Source organism: Acetobacter musti, assembly GCF_011516835.1.
Taxonomy (GTDB): Bacteria; Pseudomonadota; Alphaproteobacteria; order Acetobacterales; family Acetobacteraceae; genus Acetobacter; species Acetobacter musti.
In genome coordinates, this window is record NZ_WOTB01000050.1 from 1 (window position 1) to 15,964 (window position 15,964).

The 15,964-nt window shown below is 59.6% G+C and carries 12 protein-coding genes and 1 pseudogene; 7 read left to right on the plus strand and 6 right to left on the minus strand.

Annotation, left to right across the window (positions count from 1 at the left end; translation table 11 throughout):
* Positions 1–266 precede the first annotated feature (266 nt).
* Positions 267–479, plus strand: a complete 213-nt coding sequence (locus tag GOB93_RS19415; protein ID WP_173585071.1) for a hypothetical protein — start codon at positions 267–269, stop codon at positions 477–479.
* Positions 480–752: 273 nt separating this feature from the next.
* On the opposite strand, the gene GOB93_RS19420 is transcribed toward GOB93_RS19415, so the two are convergent.
* Together GOB93_RS19420 and GOB93_RS19425 are read right to left on the minus strand one after the other, a co-directional pair.
* Positions 753–1,808, minus strand: a complete 1,056-nt coding sequence (locus tag GOB93_RS19420) for an NAD(P)-dependent alcohol dehydrogenase (RefSeq protein ID WP_173585072.1) — start codon at positions 1,806–1,808, stop codon at positions 753–755.
* A 23-nt stretch (positions 1,809–1,831) separates the two neighbouring features.
* Positions 1,832–2,887, minus strand: coding sequence for an aldo/keto reductase (locus GOB93_RS19425; RefSeq protein WP_173585073.1), 1,056 nt, complete (start codon positions 2,885–2,887; stop codon positions 1,832–1,834).
* Positions 2,888–3,447: 560 nt separating this feature from the next.
* Between GOB93_RS19425 and GOB93_RS19430 the strand changes: the two genes are divergently transcribed.
* Entirely contained in the window at positions 3,448–4,368 is a 921-nt protein-coding gene (locus tag GOB93_RS19430) for an AraC family transcriptional regulator (RefSeq protein ID WP_173585074.1), read from the plus strand.
* 97 nt (positions 4,369–4,465) lie between these two features.
* Here GOB93_RS19430 and GOB93_RS19435 read toward each other — a convergent pair whose 3' ends face one another.
* The 3 genes from GOB93_RS19435 to GOB93_RS19445 are packed head-to-tail and all read right to left on the minus strand — an operon-like array spanning position 4,466 to position 7,709.
* The gene (locus GOB93_RS19435) at positions 4,466–6,118 is read right to left on the minus strand and encodes a M28 family metallopeptidase (protein ID WP_242010938.1); all 1,653 of its coding nucleotides are present in this window, start codon (positions 6,116–6,118) and stop codon (positions 4,466–4,468) included.
* A gap of 41 nt (positions 6,119–6,159) precedes the next feature.
* Complete coding sequence (locus tag GOB93_RS19440) at positions 6,160–6,789, minus strand: glutathione S-transferase (protein WP_338422420.1); 630 nt, start codon at positions 6,787–6,789, stop codon at positions 6,160–6,162.
* Positions 6,786–7,709, minus strand: coding sequence for a LysR family transcriptional regulator (locus tag GOB93_RS19445; RefSeq protein WP_173585076.1), 924 nt, complete (start codon positions 7,707–7,709; stop codon positions 6,786–6,788). Before GOB93_RS19445 ends, GOB93_RS19440 begins: the two co-directional genes overlap by 4 nt.
* 179 nt (positions 7,710–7,888) lie before the next feature.
* On the opposite strand from GOB93_RS19445, the gene GOB93_RS19450 reads away from it, so the two are divergent.
* The 5 genes from GOB93_RS19450 to GOB93_RS19470 all read left to right on the plus strand — a co-directional run bounded on the left by GOB93_RS19450 (position 7,889) and on the right by GOB93_RS19470 (position 15,512).
* A complete protein-coding gene (locus GOB93_RS19450; RefSeq protein WP_456304269.1) occupies positions 7,889–9,388 on the plus strand; it encodes an FAD-linked oxidase C-terminal domain-containing protein in 1,500 nt (499 codons plus the stop codon).
* 15 nt (positions 9,389–9,403) lie between these two features.
* Complete coding sequence (locus GOB93_RS19455; protein WP_242010937.1) at positions 9,404–10,615, plus strand: FAD-binding protein; 1,212 nt, start codon at positions 9,404–9,406, stop codon at positions 10,613–10,615.
* Between the two features lie 173 nt (positions 10,616–10,788).
* A complete protein-coding gene (gene glcF / locus GOB93_RS19460; protein ID WP_173585077.1) occupies positions 10,789–12,093 on the plus strand; it encodes a glycolate oxidase subunit GlcF in 1,305 nt (434 codons plus the stop codon).
* Positions 12,094–12,476: 383 nt separating this feature from the next.
* Positions 12,477–13,916, plus strand: coding sequence for a hypothetical protein (locus tag GOB93_RS19465; protein WP_173585078.1), 1,440 nt, complete (start codon positions 12,477–12,479; stop codon positions 13,914–13,916).
* Positions 13,917–14,117: 201 nt separating this feature from the next.
* Complete coding sequence (locus GOB93_RS19470; RefSeq protein WP_173585079.1) at positions 14,118–15,512, plus strand: hypothetical protein; 1,395 nt, start codon at positions 14,118–14,120, stop codon at positions 15,510–15,512.
* Between the two features lie 87 nt (positions 15,513–15,599).
* On the opposite strand, the pseudogene GOB93_RS19475 reads toward GOB93_RS19470, so the two are convergent.
* Positions 15,600–15,725: pseudogene (locus GOB93_RS19475) on the minus strand (transposase); the annotation flags it as partial.
* Positions 15,726–15,964 lie beyond the last annotated feature (239 nt).

Consider the following 15,964-nt stretch of genomic DNA (forward strand, 5'->3'; position numbering starts at 1 on the left):
TGCCAAGGCATTGGGGTTCAATCAGCGCCCATTGGGCGTCCGTCAGCACAAAGCGTTCCATCAGAAGCTTGAATCATAACCCAAGCCTCATGTGAATCCCCACACGCCGTACAACACAAGTCATATCTGGCGCGCTATGAACAGAACTGCTCGCGTCTACTGCATCGAATATAATGCCTCAATCCCACCTTCTGTCGCTCTTGAAGTCCCGTATGAACCTTCCCAAACATGGGACGGTACAAATTTTTGGTGCTGGGCTGAAGACCATGGAACTGATCGGTCGTCAGAAACAGGCGTCACTAGTGGGGTGCGATCTGCAGGGTGTGAATGCCTATTTCGTCTCCGAGAAAGAATGCGAAGAGCGGTTCTGTGAGCCGTTTACCGCTGAGAACCACCACGAAATGGCGCGGTATAGCCTGCTGACCCATATAGGACACCCGGCATCCACTGTCTGCCGTAGCTGGTCGCAAGCTCTTTGAATTTTCGAAAGACGCTTTTCGGGCTTGTGCCCCGTCGCCGGATTGTCGAACCGTCTTTATGAATGGGCAATACGATGCAGGAGGCTCGTGAAAAATGCATAACATTCCCCGGAGACTGTTTCAAAAGCCTGCCCGTGAAATCTCCGGTTAGTTATAAAGAACCTTTTTTCAAAAAGCTTCAGAAGACGCCACCTTTTTGGAAAAAGGTGGCCCCAAAACTTTTATTATTTTTTCAGAGACTTTTGTGTCCTTAAGCCTTTTAACCCGCCAGCCTCACACCGTTTCCGGCATCGACGCCATATCGATCACAAACCGATACTTCACGTCCGACCGCAGCATCCGCTCATACGCTCCCTCGATCTCATCCATCCGGATCATCTCGATATCCGACGTAATCCCGTGCTTCCCGCAGAAATCCAGCATCTCCTGCGTTTCGGCAATCCCCCCGATCAGCGAGCCGGCGAAATTCCGCCGCTTCATCAGCAGACTGAACACCGAAACCGGCAGCGGCGTCTCCGGCGCGCCAACCTGCACCAGCGTCCCGTCACGCTTCAGAAGATCCAGATACGCATTGATGTCATGATTCGCCGCGACCGCATCGAGAATGAAATCGAACCGCCCGCGTTCCTTCGCCATCGCGTCAGGATCTTTCGACAGCACCACCTCATGCGCCCCCAGCCGGATGCCATCGGCGACCTTGCTCTGAGACGTCGTGAACAGCACCACTTCCGCCCCGAGCGCCTTCGCAAACTTCACGCCCATATGGCCAAGCCCGCCCAGGCCGACAATGCCAACCCGCTGCTCCGGCCCGACCTTCCAGTGCCGCAGCGGCGACCACGTCGTAATTCCCGCGCACAGCAGCGGCGCCGCGGCAGCCGGATCGAGCGTCTCCGGAACCTTCAGGACAAAGCTCTGATCCACGACAACCGCCCGCGAATAGCCGCCAAACGTGATCCCGCGCCCGTGCCGGTCCTCGCCATTATACGTGCCGACAAACCCGACCTCGCAATACTGCTCCAGCCCGTCCTTACAGCTCGCACATTCCCGGCAGGAATCAACCAGACAGCCAACCCCGACCAGATCGCCCTTCCTGAATTTCGAAACCCATGATCCGGTTTCCGCAACCCGGCCAACAATCTCATGCCCCGGCACACAGGGATAAATCGTGTTCTTCCACTCATTGCGCGCCTGATGAAGATCGGAATGACAGACCCCGCAATAAAGAATGTCGATCCGCACATCCTCCGGTCCGACATCCCGGCGTTCGAACGCAAACGGCTTCAGAGGCGCATCCGCCGCCGTCGCGGCATATCCCACACATGCAAACATAATCCCGCTTCCTTCCTGTCCGTTCATGAATTTTTTGGCGGCGCGCCAGCCACACCGCCAGCGCGATACGCCGACTGCCGCTCAATCATCCAGCCCGGATATTCCGGCGGCAACGCACTCACCTTATCCAGCGCCGCCAGCTCCTCATCCGTCAAAATCACCGATTTCGCCGCGATATTATCCGAAAGCTGCTCCGGCGTCCGCGCCCCGATAATCACGCTGGTCACCACCTGCTGATGCAGCAGCCAGGCCAGCGCCACCTGCGCCACACTGCATCCGCGCGCCTCTGCCACCGGCCGCATCGCATCGATCACATCGAACGCCCGGTCCCGGTTCACCGGCGGAAAATCGAAATTCGCCCGCCGCCCGTCACCGGAAACTGATGTCCCGTCCCGATGATATTTCCCCGACAGAAGCCCTCCCGCCAGCGGACTCCACACCATCAGTCCGACCTTCTCGGACAGCAGCATCGGCACCAGCTCCCGCTCCAGATCCCGGCCCGCAATCGTGTAATACGCCTGCAAAGACCGCAGCGGCGCCAGATTCTTCCGCTCCGCAATGCCGAGCGCCTTCGTAATCTGCCACGCCGCCCAGTTCGACACGCCCACATACCGCACGTCGCCACTGCGAACGAGCGTGTCCAGCGCCTCCATCGTCTCCTCGACCGGCGTCAGCGGATCGACCCCGTGAATCTGATAAAGGTCGATGTGATCAAGCTGTAACCGCTTCAGACTGGCCCGCGCCTGCGCCAGAATATGCGCCCGCGACGCCCCCCGCGCATTCGGCCCGTCGCCCATCGGCCCCAGAACCTTCGTCGCCACAACCACATCGTCCCGCGCAACGCCCAGATTCTTCAGAGCCTGCCCGGTGATCCGCTCAGACAGACCACCCGCATACACATTCGCCGTGTCGATAAAATTGATGCCCGCATCAAGCGCAGTCCGCACCAGAGTATCCGCCGCCGCCTGCTGCAGATCACCGATCTGCTCCCATATGCCGCCACCGCCACCAAAGGTCATGGTGCCCAGACACAGCTCGGAAACCAGCAGCCCCGTCTGACCCAGAGGATTGTATTTCATGGTCGTTCCCTTCCTCGGAAATCGCCGCATCCCGCGCCGGTCCTGAACAATCCGGTCAGCACACGAAACGGCGGATCAATCCCGGCCGCCAGAAATGCCACCATCTCCTCAGAGCCGGTAGCGAAATCCAATCCCGTTCTTGCCCGATTCAATCACAGACCGGCAAACCGCCGCCGATCCTGCTTTACAGCCCGCCCGCTCCGTGATTGTCCTGATCCTCATGAACGCGCTGCCAGACATCCTCCAGGACCACGCCAGACGCCCCACCGCGACGCCCCGGCCAGACCCGCTGATTATATGATCATGACAGACCGGAGCGACGAGACAAACGCGGTCGCCCAGAAGCCGGCATCCACCCGTCCGGCCCCTTCATCACCACGGAAGGGCAGGGCGACACCACACCCGCCTGGCGAAAAGACCTCCCTCACGCCTCACGGCAGCACTGTTCCCCAGACCAGATCACAAAACCGGAGACGATCCCGAAGAGACCCCCTTCTCATCCCGACAATTCCTGAGTCCGTCACACACCACCACCGCCGCAGCCCCGAAAGCCCTGACCGATGCGACCACACCTTTCCGTTCTCCGCGACAGCATCCTCCGTCACGCCACAGAACCCCATACCCAGACTCTGTTGCCCGGCCTGACCCTGTTCCACGCCGAATGCCAGACCATGCCGATCGACTGCATCTATCACCCCCGGCTCTGCATCATCGTCCAGGGTAGCAAACAGGTCACCGTCGGCAGCCGCGTCTTCACCTACGACGCCGAAAAATACCTGATCGCCACAGTCGATCTCCCCGTCACCGGCTGCGTTACAAAGGCCAGCGCCGATGAACCCTATCTCTCCCTGAGCCTCGATCTCGACCCCGGCGACATCGCCACGCTCCTCCTCACCACCAGCCCGCACAACCCCCGGCCCGATCTCCGTACAGGCGCCGGCCTCGCCGTCAGCACCCTCACCGAAGACCTGCTCTGCCCCGTCTCCCGCCTCGTGGCCCTGCTCGACACTCCGGACGACATCCCCGTCCTCGCGCCGCTGATCAGAAAGGAAATCGCCTGGCGCCTCATCCGGGGAGAGCAGGGCGCCCTCGTCCGGCAAATCGCCCTCGCAGACAGCTATCTTTCTCAGATCAGCCGCGCCATCGCCTGGATACGCACCCATTACGCCGAAAATTTCGACATCGACACCGTCGCGAAAATCGCCGGTATGAGCACGCCTTCTTTCTACCGCCACTTCCGCGCCGTCACCATGCTGAGCCCGCTGCAATACCGCACCCGCATCCGCCTGCAGGAAGCCAGAAAACGCCTGATCACGGACGGGGAAGACGCCGCCGAAGCCGGTTTCGCTGTCGGCTACGAAAGCCCCTCCCAGTTCAGCCGCGACTACCGCCGCCTCTTCGGCACCCCGCCAGCCCGCGACGCCGCAAGACTGCGCGCCACTACAGCTCCGGAACTGATGAACCTGTCAGCAGATCTGTAATCCGAGCCGTCCGAAGCCGTCTGGTAAGCCTCCGCCTCAGGAGCATCCCGTCAGGCCCGTCACGCAGTGCCGGCAGCCTCCGCTCCGGCGGCCCGGATCACTTCCCGCCACGCTCCTTCGCCGTCGCCGCCCGTACAGCAGCAAATTCCGATCCCGCCTTCCACTGCGGCCATTGATGCGAAAACGCCACTTTCCGTCCCACCGCGTAAACCAGAGCCGCATCCTCCGCCGCCCCGCGCAGATCCCAGCCCGCGCTCCAGGCGTCGCAGGCCTGATGATAACATTTCATGTAAGCCTGCAGCCACGCATCCCCGGCCGGAACCCCGCCCGCCACCAGATCGTAATCGCCCGCCATATCCATCACCGCCACAACCGGAACTCCGGCCCGCGCGAACGGCAGATGATCCGCCCGGTAAAACGCCCCGCGCTCTGGTTTCGCCTCAGGCTCCACAACACGCCCCTGACGCCGTGCCGCAACCACCAGATCGTCCTGCAGCGTGTCCTGACCGGCCCCGATCACAAACGCATTATGCGCCGGCCCCGCCGTCTGCAGCACATCGATCGTGAAATTCGCTGCCGTTTTCGCAAGCGGCGCCAGAGGATGCGCCGCATACCACGAAGACCCCAGCAGCCCACGCTCCTCCGCCGTCCACGCCGCAAACATCACCGTCCGCTCCGGCGCCGGACCCGCACGGAACGCCCGCGCGATCTCCAGAACCGCCGCAATCCCCGACCCGTCATCAATCGCCCCGGGCCGCATCACTGTCTTGCCGGACGCATCTTTGCTCATGCCGAACGCATCCCAGTGCGCCCCGTACATCACGGTCTCATCAGGATATTTCGTCCCCGTGATCTTCCCAAGCACATTCCGGCTCTGCAGCCGCGCCACCGAAACCGGCACATCCGCCGTCAGCCCCATGCCCTTCAGAGGCACCGGCTTAAAGTCCGGATCACGCGCCTGCACACGCAGAGCCCCCAGATCCAGCCCGGCCCGCGCAAACAGCCGCGCCGCCGCATCACCCTCGAGCCAGCCCATCAGCGGAACCGGCTTCTCCGCACCCTCATCACGAACAATGTCAAATGCCTCGCCACCCGGCGCAATCACCGTCGACCACGGATAAGACGCCCCCGGCGTGTCATGAACGATCAGCGCCGCCACCGCCCCGCGTCGCGCCGCCTCTTCATACTTGTAGGTCCAGCGCCCGTAATACGTCATCGTCCGGCCACCGAACTTCCCCGCGACCGGCTCGCCCGGCGCCGCGGAGAAATCCGGATCGTTGACAAGAAAAACAGCAACCTTGCCCTTCAGATCAACGCCCTTGAAATCATCCCACTTCCGCTCCGGCGCATGAACGCCATACCCCACAAACACCATCGGCGCCGCATCGATCCGGATACGCTCCTCCGGTGAAAGCGTGAAAACATAAATATCTTTCCGAACCGCCAGCGGTGTCGACGAGCCGTTCATGCTCACTTCAAGCCGCGCCGGCTCCCCGATCCGCGTCCGCAGCAACGGCACCGTCTGCGTCCAGCCACCATTCTCGCCCGCCGGCTCCAGCCCGATCGCCTTATACTGCGCGATAATCCACTCAACCGACTTCTCTTCGCCCGCCGTCGCCGGAGACCGCCCCTCGAACGCCGGAGACGCCAGAACCTTTATCGCCGCCGACATCCGCGCCGGATCAATTGGCGCCCAGGGCTCCGCCGCCCGCACCACCCCCGGCGCCGCACACATCACAAACGGCACCATAGCCAGCAGCGCATGACGAAAACTCATAAGTACCACTCTCCTCAGTCCGGAAAAACCGGCGCATCGCCAGCCCGCCATGGCGCATACCGGCACATCGCCCGCGCAAACAGCGCCGAGCCCACAAACCTCTCCAGCCACCCCCGCACACGCGGCAGAGGCAGTTCATCAAACCACGCCCGGTCCACCCCGGCAAACTGCCGCACAAACGGCGCCACCGCCGCATCTGTCAGCCCAAACCGCGTCCCGCACAGAAACCCACCCGCCAGCCGGGCCTCAAGCCCCTCCAGAAACCGAACCCCCGCTGCCCGATGCTCCAGCGGATCACACCCATACCGCGTAAAATACTTGTACCGATCGAGATGAAACTTAAACGCCCCGTCACACGCCCCGATCAGCCCGAAATCCGCGCCCTCAAGCCATCCCTCCGGATCGCTCTGCCCAAGCGCCCACCGCATCACATCCAGACTCTCATCGATCACTTCCGCGTCAGGCAGCACCAGAACCGGAACCGTCCCCTTCGGCGAAGCCGCCAGCATCGCCGCAGGCTTCTTCCGCAGCAGAACCTCCCGGACCTCAGCCCGGACCCCGCTCACCAGCAACCCCATCCGCGCCCGCATCGCATAAGGACACCGCCGGAAACTATAAAGAACAGGCGCAGCAGCCTCCGTCACCCCTCCGCCTCCCACTCCCGGCACGCCTCCCGCAACGCCGCCACAAACCGCGTCACCAGCGGCGCATGCCGTCCCCGCAGCACCGCAATCGCCAGCGACGCCTTCGGCGCCGGCTCCTCGATCGGATGAAACGTCACACCCCCCGCATGAATCTGCGACAGGGACTGCGGCACCACCGAAACCCCGAGCCCCGCCGCCACCAGCGGAACCGTCGCCGCAATCTGCGGCGCCTGCTGCCCCATCCGTGGTGTAAACCCCGCATTCTGACACGCGGACAGAATCGCATCGTGAAAACCCGGCCCCAGCTCACGTGGAAAGATAATCAGCGGCTCCGCCTCCAGCATCGACAGACGGATCGCCCCGTCCGCCGCATGTTCATGCCCGCTCGGCAGCGCCGCCACCGTCGGCTCATCCAGCAGCGGATAAATCGCCAGATCCCGATCATCCGTGACAGGAGGACGCACAATCGCCACATCCACCCGACGCTCATGCAGAGCCGCCGACAGGGCAGGGGTGTTGCTCTCCTCAAAAGACACCACAACCTCCGGCAACGCCTCACGAAATCTCCTGATCGTGGAAGGGATGATCGGCAGCATCGAAACCGCCCCCGCCAGCCCGACCCGCAAATGCCCCCGCTCACCCCGCGCCATTCCGCTCGCCACCGCCACAAACTCTTCCGACAACGCCAGAATCGTCCGCGCCTGCTCCAGCAGCGCCGCGCCAATATCCGTCAGCACAACCCCCCTCGTCTGGCGCTGAAACAACGCCACGCCCAGATCCCCCTCAAACTGCCGGATCTGCTGACTCAGCGGCGGCTGCTCCATCCCCAGAATCCCCGCCGCCTTCGTGAAACTGCCGCACTCCGCCACCGCCACAAAATACCGTAACCGACGCAGATCAACCGCCCGCTGCCATTCCATTCCAAACCACCCCAATCAACGGTGTGAGCCTGCCATGCACCACACAGCCCTCGGCACCTCCCAGCCAGAGGGGTATTCTCAACATCGTACAAAACGCCGTAAAGACATAACGATTCAGTATGTCAGGACGCAGGCCCGCCACACGGTCACCGCGTCGCCAGACACGGGAGCCAGAGCCGATGACCATGCAGATGCCCCCCGCCGACCCGGCCATCATCGCCCGCCGCGAGCAGCTCGCCGCCGGCCTGCGCGCCATCGTCGGCCAGGAATGGGTCGTCTCCGAAGAGTCCGAACGCGCCCCCTACCAGTGCGACGGCATCACCGCCTACATGGCTATGCCGCTCCTCGTCGTCCTCCCCGCCTCAGCCGACGAAATCCGCCGCGTCCTCCTGTTTTGTAAGGAAAACGGCGTCAAAATCGTCCCCCGTGGCTCCGGAACCTCCCTCTCCGGCGGCGCACTCCCCGTCCTGGACGGCATCATCCTCGGCACCGCGCGCCTCTGTAACATCGTGGAAGTCGACCCTCTCGAACGCATCGCCCGCGTCCAGCCCGGCGCCCGTAACATCACCGTCAGCGAAGCCGCCAGCCCGCACGGCCTCTGCTACATGCCCGATCCCTCCAGCCAGATCATCTCAACCATCGGCGGCAACGTCGCCGAAAACGCCGGCGGCGTGCACTGCCTGAAATACGGCGTCACCGCCAACCACATCCTCGGCCTCGAAGCCGTCCTCATGAACGGCGATATCCTCCGCCTCGGCGGCGATTACCTCGGCGCGGCCGAAGGCGGCCTCGACCTCATCGGCGTCCTCACCGGCTCCGAGGGCCTCCTCGCCGTCATCACCGAAATCACCGTCCGCCTCGTCCCGAAACCGGAAATGGCCCGCGTCCTTTCCATGAGCTTCTCCTCCGTGGACGCCGCCTGCCACTGCGTCGGCGCCATCATCGGCAGCGGCATCATCCCCGCCGGCCTGGAATTCATGGACCGCAAAGTTCTCGACGCCGTCGCCCCCCTCATCCAGGAAACCTTCGACAGCAACACCGCCGCCCTCCTGATCTGCGAACTTGACGGCAGCAAGGCCGAAGTCGACGCCCTCGTGCAGGCCGTCACCGCCATCGCAAACAAGGAAGGCGCCATCGAAGTCCGCGCCAGCAACTCCGACGCCGAGCGCGAGCGCATCTGGCGCAGCCGTAAACTCGCCTTCGCCGCCATCGGCAAACTCTGTCGCGACTATTACTGCACGGACGGCACCATCCCCCGGAACCGCCTCCCGGACGTCCTCGCGAAAATGGCCGAATTCTCCAAGAAATACGGCCTGAACTACGCCAACTGCTTCCACGCCGGAGACGGCAACCTCCACCCCATCATCATGTACGACTCCCGCATCCCCGGTGACCTCGAAAAAGCCGAGGAATTCGGCGCCGACGTGCTCCGCACCTGCGTCGATGTCGGCGGCGTCCTCAGCGGCGAACACGGCATCGGCGTCGAAAAACGCGACCTCATGCCGCATCAGTTCTCAGCCATCGACCTCGAACAGCAGCAGACCCTCCGCTGCGCCTTCGACCCCACCGAACTCCTCAACCCCGGCAAGATGTTCCCGACCCCCTGCCGCTGCGCCGAATTCGGCCGCATGCACGTCCATAACGGACAGCTCCGCTTCCCCGATGTGCCGCGTTTCTGAGAAGGACCGAAAACCATGTCAGAAACAGCACAGAAAACAGCCGCCACCGCCATGCGCCCGACAAAACCCGAAGACGTCGCCTCCGTCGTGAAAGACGCCATCCTGAACGGCCATAAGCTCGACATCAGAGGCAACGGCACCCGCACCGGCTACGGCAACCCCGTTAAAGCCGACGCCACCCTGGAACTCGGCGGCCTCGACCAGATCGAATTCTACGAACCCGAAGAACTCGTCATCCGCCTCGGCCCCGGCGTCACCATGCAGACCCTCCGGGCCACCATCGCCGCCCGCGGCCAGTACCTGCCCTTCGAGCCCCCCTTCTGGACCGGCCTCTACGGCACCGACCCCGCCCGCGCCACCATCGGCGGCACCATGGCCTCAGCCCTCTCCGGCCCCCGCCGCCTCTTCACCGGCGCCGCCCGCGATTACATCCTCGGCATCCAGGGCGTGAACGGGCAGGGCGAACACTTCGTCGCCGGCGGCCGCACCGTCAAAAACGTCACCGGCTACGACGTCAGCAAACTCATGATCGGCTCCTTCGGCACCATCGCCGCGCTCACCTCCCTGACCCTCAAACTCTGGCCCGCGCCGCCCCGCGAACAGACCCTCCTGTTCGACGCCACGGATCTCGACGCCGACCTCGTCAGAACCGCCGAAATCCTCCGCGCGCCCATCGCCGTCAGCGGCGCCGTCCGTCTGGAAACCCCGCAGGGCTGGCAGCTCGCTTTCCGTATCGAGGGCATGCAGGAAGGCGTCGCGGAACACGTCGCCGAACTCACCCGCCGCATAGACCGGCCCGTCGCCGCCACGCTCGACGACAAGGACAGCGCCGCCTTCTGGACCACCATCCGCGAACTCGAACCCCTCAGCGCCGCCCCCGACGAACTCATCTGGCGCATCAACCTCCCGGTCTCGCAGGCGAGGGGCTTCATCGACGTCGCCCGCCAGCGCGGCGGCCTCTCCCGCTGCTTCACCGACTGGGGCGGCGCGGAAATCTTCTGCACAACAAAGCCGGACACCGCCACCGATGACGCCGTCTCCCGCTTCCGCGCCCTCGCGAAAGCCTGCGGCGGTCACGCCACCCTCATCCGCGCCCCGGACGCCCTCCGGCGCAGCCAGGGAGCCTTCCCGCCCGCCTCAGACGCCGTCGCCGCCCTGTCCACACGCGTCCGCGCCGCCTTCGACCCGATGGGCCTGTTCAGCCCCGGCCGGATGACCGTCGCATGAAGACCAGTCCTCAGGGCTCTGCCCTGAAACCCGCCAAAGGTCGCGGACCTTTGGAAACCGTTATGTTTAATAAACCGGGATCAAAGGGACCGCGTCCCTTTGTGGGGTGCGGGGCAAAGCCCCGGAAAGCACCAGCCCGCTCCCCTGCACACCAGTAACCAGAGGCCGACACCATGCTCAGCCACATCCCGCAGAAACTGCTCGCCAACCCCGACATCGCCCTCTCCGGCGACATCATCGGCAACTGCGTCCATTGCGGCGTCTGCCTTTCCCACTGCCCGACCTACACCGTCATCCACAACGAAAACGACAGCCCCCGCGGCCGTATCTTCCTCATCAAGGACATGTACGAAACCGGCGGCGCCCCGGACGCGAAAACCGTCGAACATCTCGACCGCTGCCTGACCTGCCTCGCCTGCGAAGCCATCTGCCCCTCCGGCGTCGAATATTCAAAACTCATCGGTCACGCCCGCGAATATGTCGAGGCGAACTACAAACGCTCCCCCTGGCAGCGCACCATCCGTTCCACCCTGGAAATGCTGCTCCCCCGGCCGGAACTCTTCCGCCTCTCCCTCTACGCCGGCAAACTCGGCCGACCCTTCCGCGGCCTCTTCTCCGGCACCATCCGCGCCATGCTCGACATGGTCCCGAAAAATCCGCTGCCCGGTAAAGGTAAAATCAACAGACCCGGCGTCTACGCCGCAAAAGGTCAGCGCAAAAAACGCGTCGCCCTTCTCACCGGCTGCGTCCAGAACACTCTCGATCCCGCCATCAACGACGCCACCGTCCGCCTTCTCAACCGCCACGGCGTCGATGTCGTCGTCGCACGCGGCGCCGGCTGCTGCGGCGCCCCTGCCGAACACATGGGCGACGAAGACAAGGCGCTCCCCTACGTCAAAGCTAATATCAACGCCTGGCTCCGCGAAGCCGACAGCCCCGAAGGCCTCGACGCCATCGTCATCAACGCCTCAGGCTGCGGCACCTCCGTCAAAGCCTACGGCCACGCCCTGCGCAACGACCCCGCCTGGGCCGCAAAAGCCGCCCGCGTCAGCGCCCTGGCCAAAGACATCACCGAGTTCATGACCGATATCGGCCTCAGCAAACCCGTCATCGAAACCGGCCAGCGTGTCGTCTACCACTCCGCCTGCTCCATGCAGCACGGCCAGCGCATCACCGTGCAGCCCAAGGCCCTGCTCAAAGACGCCGGCTTTGAAGTGCTGGATGTCCCCGAAGGCTACCTCTGCTGCGGCTCCGCCGGCACCTACAACCTCCTCCAGCCCGAAATCGCCAACCAGCTCAAAGACCGTAAACTGAAAAACCTGAAATCCGTCCACGCCCAGATCGCCGCCAGCGGCAATATAGGCTGCATCACCCAGCTCGCTGACGAAGCCGGTATCCCCTTCGTCCACACCGTCGAACTCCTCGACTGGGCCACCGGCGGCCCTGTTCCACCGTCTATAAAGGGAAATGTAAGTTAATTATTTATTCGACATAATATACAAATAGATAGATAGATTTCTGGAGTGATTTACATTAATTTATTATATACAAACTTGTTATTTATTTAATTTTTACAAAAATATTTGATGATATTTTTCATCGGCCCCCTGTTTGAAGTATCGGAATATATCTGATTGAGTGGAAGTGAAAAGGAAATATTTAATTATTGACATGCTAGGCCTATGAGCGGTATCGACGGATTGCCTCTGGATAGAGGCTGAAAAAAAACCTGAGAATGGTTTCGGTAGTCGTGTGTCGCTGAAAAGTGATATATAACATGAATGAAGCGTAGCTTAAGCTGTGCAACGTTGTGTTGTGAGATTTTTCGAAGCCAGTCTCTTCAGCTTTTGAAGGACTGAAGATGGCTCAAGCGCCAAAAATTATTATTCGGTTTGCACTTGTAGCAGAGCAGCCTAATGAACGTGAAGAAGAGCGATTATCTTCTGTTAATCAAGAAAATTCTATTTCAGGAATAAAAAGATATACGGGTTTTGTCCGTGGGCGAGACCTTTATCCCTTGTTTGATCACGTATCACTTGAAGCCAATCCGCGTGCTGCAAAAGTTGGTAATGTTACGAATGCTATACTGTATTCGCTTGATGATACACCTGAATTATTCCCGTTTAAATCAAAAGGAATTTTGATAGGTACCTCCTCCTACGAAAGTCTTCAACGTAACCGGTTCGAATTGAATTTTTTGCATCCAGATTCGGAAGGTATTTTAGATGGTGGCCATAATATGCTGGCCATTGGTATATATATGCTTTCGGAAGTTGCTCCAAAAAATGAAATAAGTAAAATTTCTCTTTGGGGAGACATGAAAGACTTATGGGAAAAATATAGAAAAGATTTGGAAAAATTGAAGGAGAAGTTTGATTTTCTGGTTCCTGTTGAACTTCTTGTCCCATCTGATCCCGAAGATGAAGCTGCTGTACAGAAATTTGAAATGTCTGTTTTGGACATCTGTGCAGCACGAAATAATAACGCTCAGTTAACCCAAGAAACGAAATCTAATAAACTTGGTTTTTACACTGAAATAAGAGATAGGCTTGATGAAAAACTTGCTTCTAGAATTGAGTGGAAAAGTAACGAGTGGGACTGTGATGGCGTTAGGCCAATTAAAGTAAGAGACATTATTGCACTGGCTTGGATTCCCCTTAATAAGGCAAATGAAGAAAAGCTTTTGCCTATAGATATATCTGTTTCTCCGCAAAATATTTATAGAAATAAGGGAGAGTGCTCAAAGCAGTTTGATAAATTGATGCTTAACGAAAATGTATCTGTACCACAAGATGGTCCAGTGCATGAGTTAAGGAATGACACTGTGTCGAGTTGTTTTGATATTTTGGCTAAACTTCCATCTCTGTATGATCAAATTTATGAAGAATTTCCTGAAGCATATAATGGTAATAACTATAGATTTGGTTCCAATAATATTGTAAAAATTTATAACCCAGAAAAAAGAAAAGAGGCTAAAGACAAGAGTGCTTATGTCTCTATTCAACCTAGAACTCATTTTTATAATAAACCAGTTCATTATAGTTATCCTGATGGTCTAACTATGCCGTTAGTATATGGCTTAAAAGGACTTATGAGGGTTGAGGCGCAGCGTATCGTTTGGGCTACAGATCCATCTATTTTTATTAAGGAACACCTTAAGGAAATTGCCGGTGCGTATCGCTTAGTTTTAGATATGGCTAGATTTGATCCGCAAAAATTATCTAAAAATCAGGCAAGTCACGAATTTGCGGTTAGTGAATTTGAAAAAGTTCTTATGAAATATAGTATGATTAAGAGTTAAAATTCTTAACTGGTAGAGCCAGTAAATGATAGTTTGTTTCTGGCTCTACGATTCCTTGTTCAGAAATTCACACATATTTCTATTTGGTAGCAGTTATGATCAGATTGGATCTTCTGCTAGGCTTTGTCGTCTTGATGTTCTCTTATCGTTCGCTCTGGCACATCTCCTTCCTACATCCCCACAGCAGGACCAGCCCCCAGCGTGTTCCGAAACAGCCCCGGCACAACAGCCCGCCTCCTGATCCTCTGCCTGGGCCTCGCCTCGCTGGTCTTCGATAACCACCCCCACTTCATGCTGGGAGATTCAGTCTCCTATCTCTCGACCTGGCCCGGCGCCTGGATTCCGCCCGACCGCTCCTGGCTGTTCGGCTTCATGACGCACGGCCTCCTCGTCCTGACACACAGTCTGGACGCCTACATCGTCCTGCAGGTCCTGCTTCAGTGCGCCGTCGCCGCCTTTCTCGCCCGCACTTTTCTCCCCACCGGCCCGGCCCGCTCCGTCTTCATCGTCTTGGCAGTCTGTGACCCGCTGCTCGCGACCTACGCGCGCTTTTACATGTCGGATTTTTCAGCCGCTCTCTGCTTCGTCACATGGCTGGCGCTGCTGAAACCGATCCTCGACACCCCGCAAAAACCAGCACCGCGACGATGGGCCGGCATCGCGCTGGCCGGCGTGCTGGCGGTGTTCGTCCGTGTCGCCTACGTCCCCATCGAGGCACTGACACTCCTGCTGTTCGCCGCCCGCGCCCTCGCGCGCAGGGACAGACCGGGCGCCCGCCGCGCCCTCACGGCCTGCCTCGTGCCGGTCATGGCCGCCGGACTTTTGACCGGCGCAAACGGACTGATCTTCAGAGATCGCCTGCCACAGCCGTTTTTCCTCAACCGCCTGTCAGGCGTCTTCAGCGCCGGCGTATTCGCCCCGGCCATTGCGGCGGAAGATATCCGGGCAGCCGGAATCCCGGTCACGGACGAGCAGATGCGCCTGATGCGGCTGGGAGACTATCACCTGCGCCTCGCTCAGGTCTGGGGCAGTGACCCGACCTGGCTGCGTCAGGTCGTCATGAAGTCCTGCCACACAACCGATGAATACAATCCTGCCGTCAACACCGTCATGGGCCGGATCACCCGCCACGCCTTTCTCAGAAATCCCGCTGCTTTCGCCGGCGTCTATCTGAGAACACTGGGGTATTACTTCCGCCCGCATGAATGGCGCCGGGATTTCGACACCGAACTCGGCCTCTACCGACCGTTCCCACCCGATTTCGTCCGCTTCCTCAACACCTGGCTGCCCTTCGATCCCGTCAACGCGGAAACCCCGGAACGCATGAGCCGCCTGACCTGGATTCTGAGATCCTGCCTCGGCCTGTATCCCGTCCTCCTGATGGTCTTCACCGCCCTGTCAGCCGCAATACTGATCGTCTCAGGCTCCACAGCCCTGACAGTACCAGCCTGCGGCATCCTCTCTTCCGTTCTTCTGGCCCCGCTCTACAGTAATTACGTCATCCCCAGATATATTCTGCCCGTCATGGCCCTCGGTTACTGCCTCGTAACAGCCCTCGTCTTCTCCCGCATCAGCAGACCTGTAACTGCTGACTGACCATTACCGCCTGAGCAAAACGTCCAACACTCCCGAAAACTATACTCTCCTATGGATTTGTTGAAACCTATAACCTAGGACGTGTCGTCAGTTAAGTTCGAGAATTGCGGCGACAAGCTGAATGGTCGCGAGGAAGGTTGATTTCAGCTTATCATAGCGTGTTGTAATGCCTCTGAACTGCTTCAGTCTGGCGAAGAACCGTTCGATGATGTTTCATTTTTTATAAATCAAAAATGGGGTTTTTCGCGGACAGATGCGATTTGTCTTGAGGGGATAACCGGTGTGATTCCTCGTTCTTTGAGCTTTTCGATGAGCGGAACCCCATGAACCAGAGGAAAAATGGCCTACGGCGTGTGGGGATTCACATGAGGCTTGGGTTATGATTCAAGCTTCTGATGGAACGCTTTGTGCTGACGGACGCCCAATGGGCGCTGATTGAACCCCAATGCCTT

Excerpts from the sequence above, each read along its gene's own strand:
- GOB93_RS19415 (WP_173585071.1), top strand. The coding sequence starts at position 267 with ATGGAACTGATCGGTCGTCAGAAACAGGCGTCACTAGTGGGGTGCGAT.
- GOB93_RS19420 (WP_173585072.1), bottom strand. The coding sequence starts at position 1,808 with ATGTTTGCATGTGTGGGATATGCCGCGACGGCGGCGGATGCGCCTCTG.
- GOB93_RS19425 (WP_173585073.1), bottom strand. The coding sequence starts at position 2,887 with ATGAAATACAATCCTCTGGGTCAGACGGGGCTGCTGGTTTCCGAGCTG.
- GOB93_RS19430 (WP_173585074.1), top strand. The coding sequence starts at position 3,448 with ATGCGACCACACCTTTCCGTTCTCCGCGACAGCATCCTCCGTCACGCC.
- GOB93_RS19435 (WP_242010938.1), bottom strand. The coding sequence starts at position 6,118 with ATGGTGCCGTTTGTGATGTGTGCGGCGCCGGGGGTGGTGCGGGCGGCG.
- GOB93_RS19445 (WP_173585076.1), bottom strand. The coding sequence starts at position 7,709 with ATGGAATGGCAGCGGGCGGTTGATCTGCGTCGGTTACGGTATTTTGTG.
- GOB93_RS19450 (WP_456304269.1), top strand. The coding sequence starts at position 7,889 with ATGACCATGCAGATGCCCCCCGCCGACCCGGCCATCATCGCCCGCCGC.
- GOB93_RS19455 (WP_242010937.1), top strand. The coding sequence starts at position 9,404 with ATGTCAGAAACAGCACAGAAAACAGCCGCCACCGCCATGCGCCCGACA.
- glcF (WP_173585077.1), top strand. The coding sequence starts at position 10,789 with ATGCTCAGCCACATCCCGCAGAAACTGCTCGCCAACCCCGACATCGCC.
- GOB93_RS19465 (WP_173585078.1), top strand. The coding sequence starts at position 12,477 with ATGGCTCAAGCGCCAAAAATTATTATTCGGTTTGCACTTGTAGCAGAG.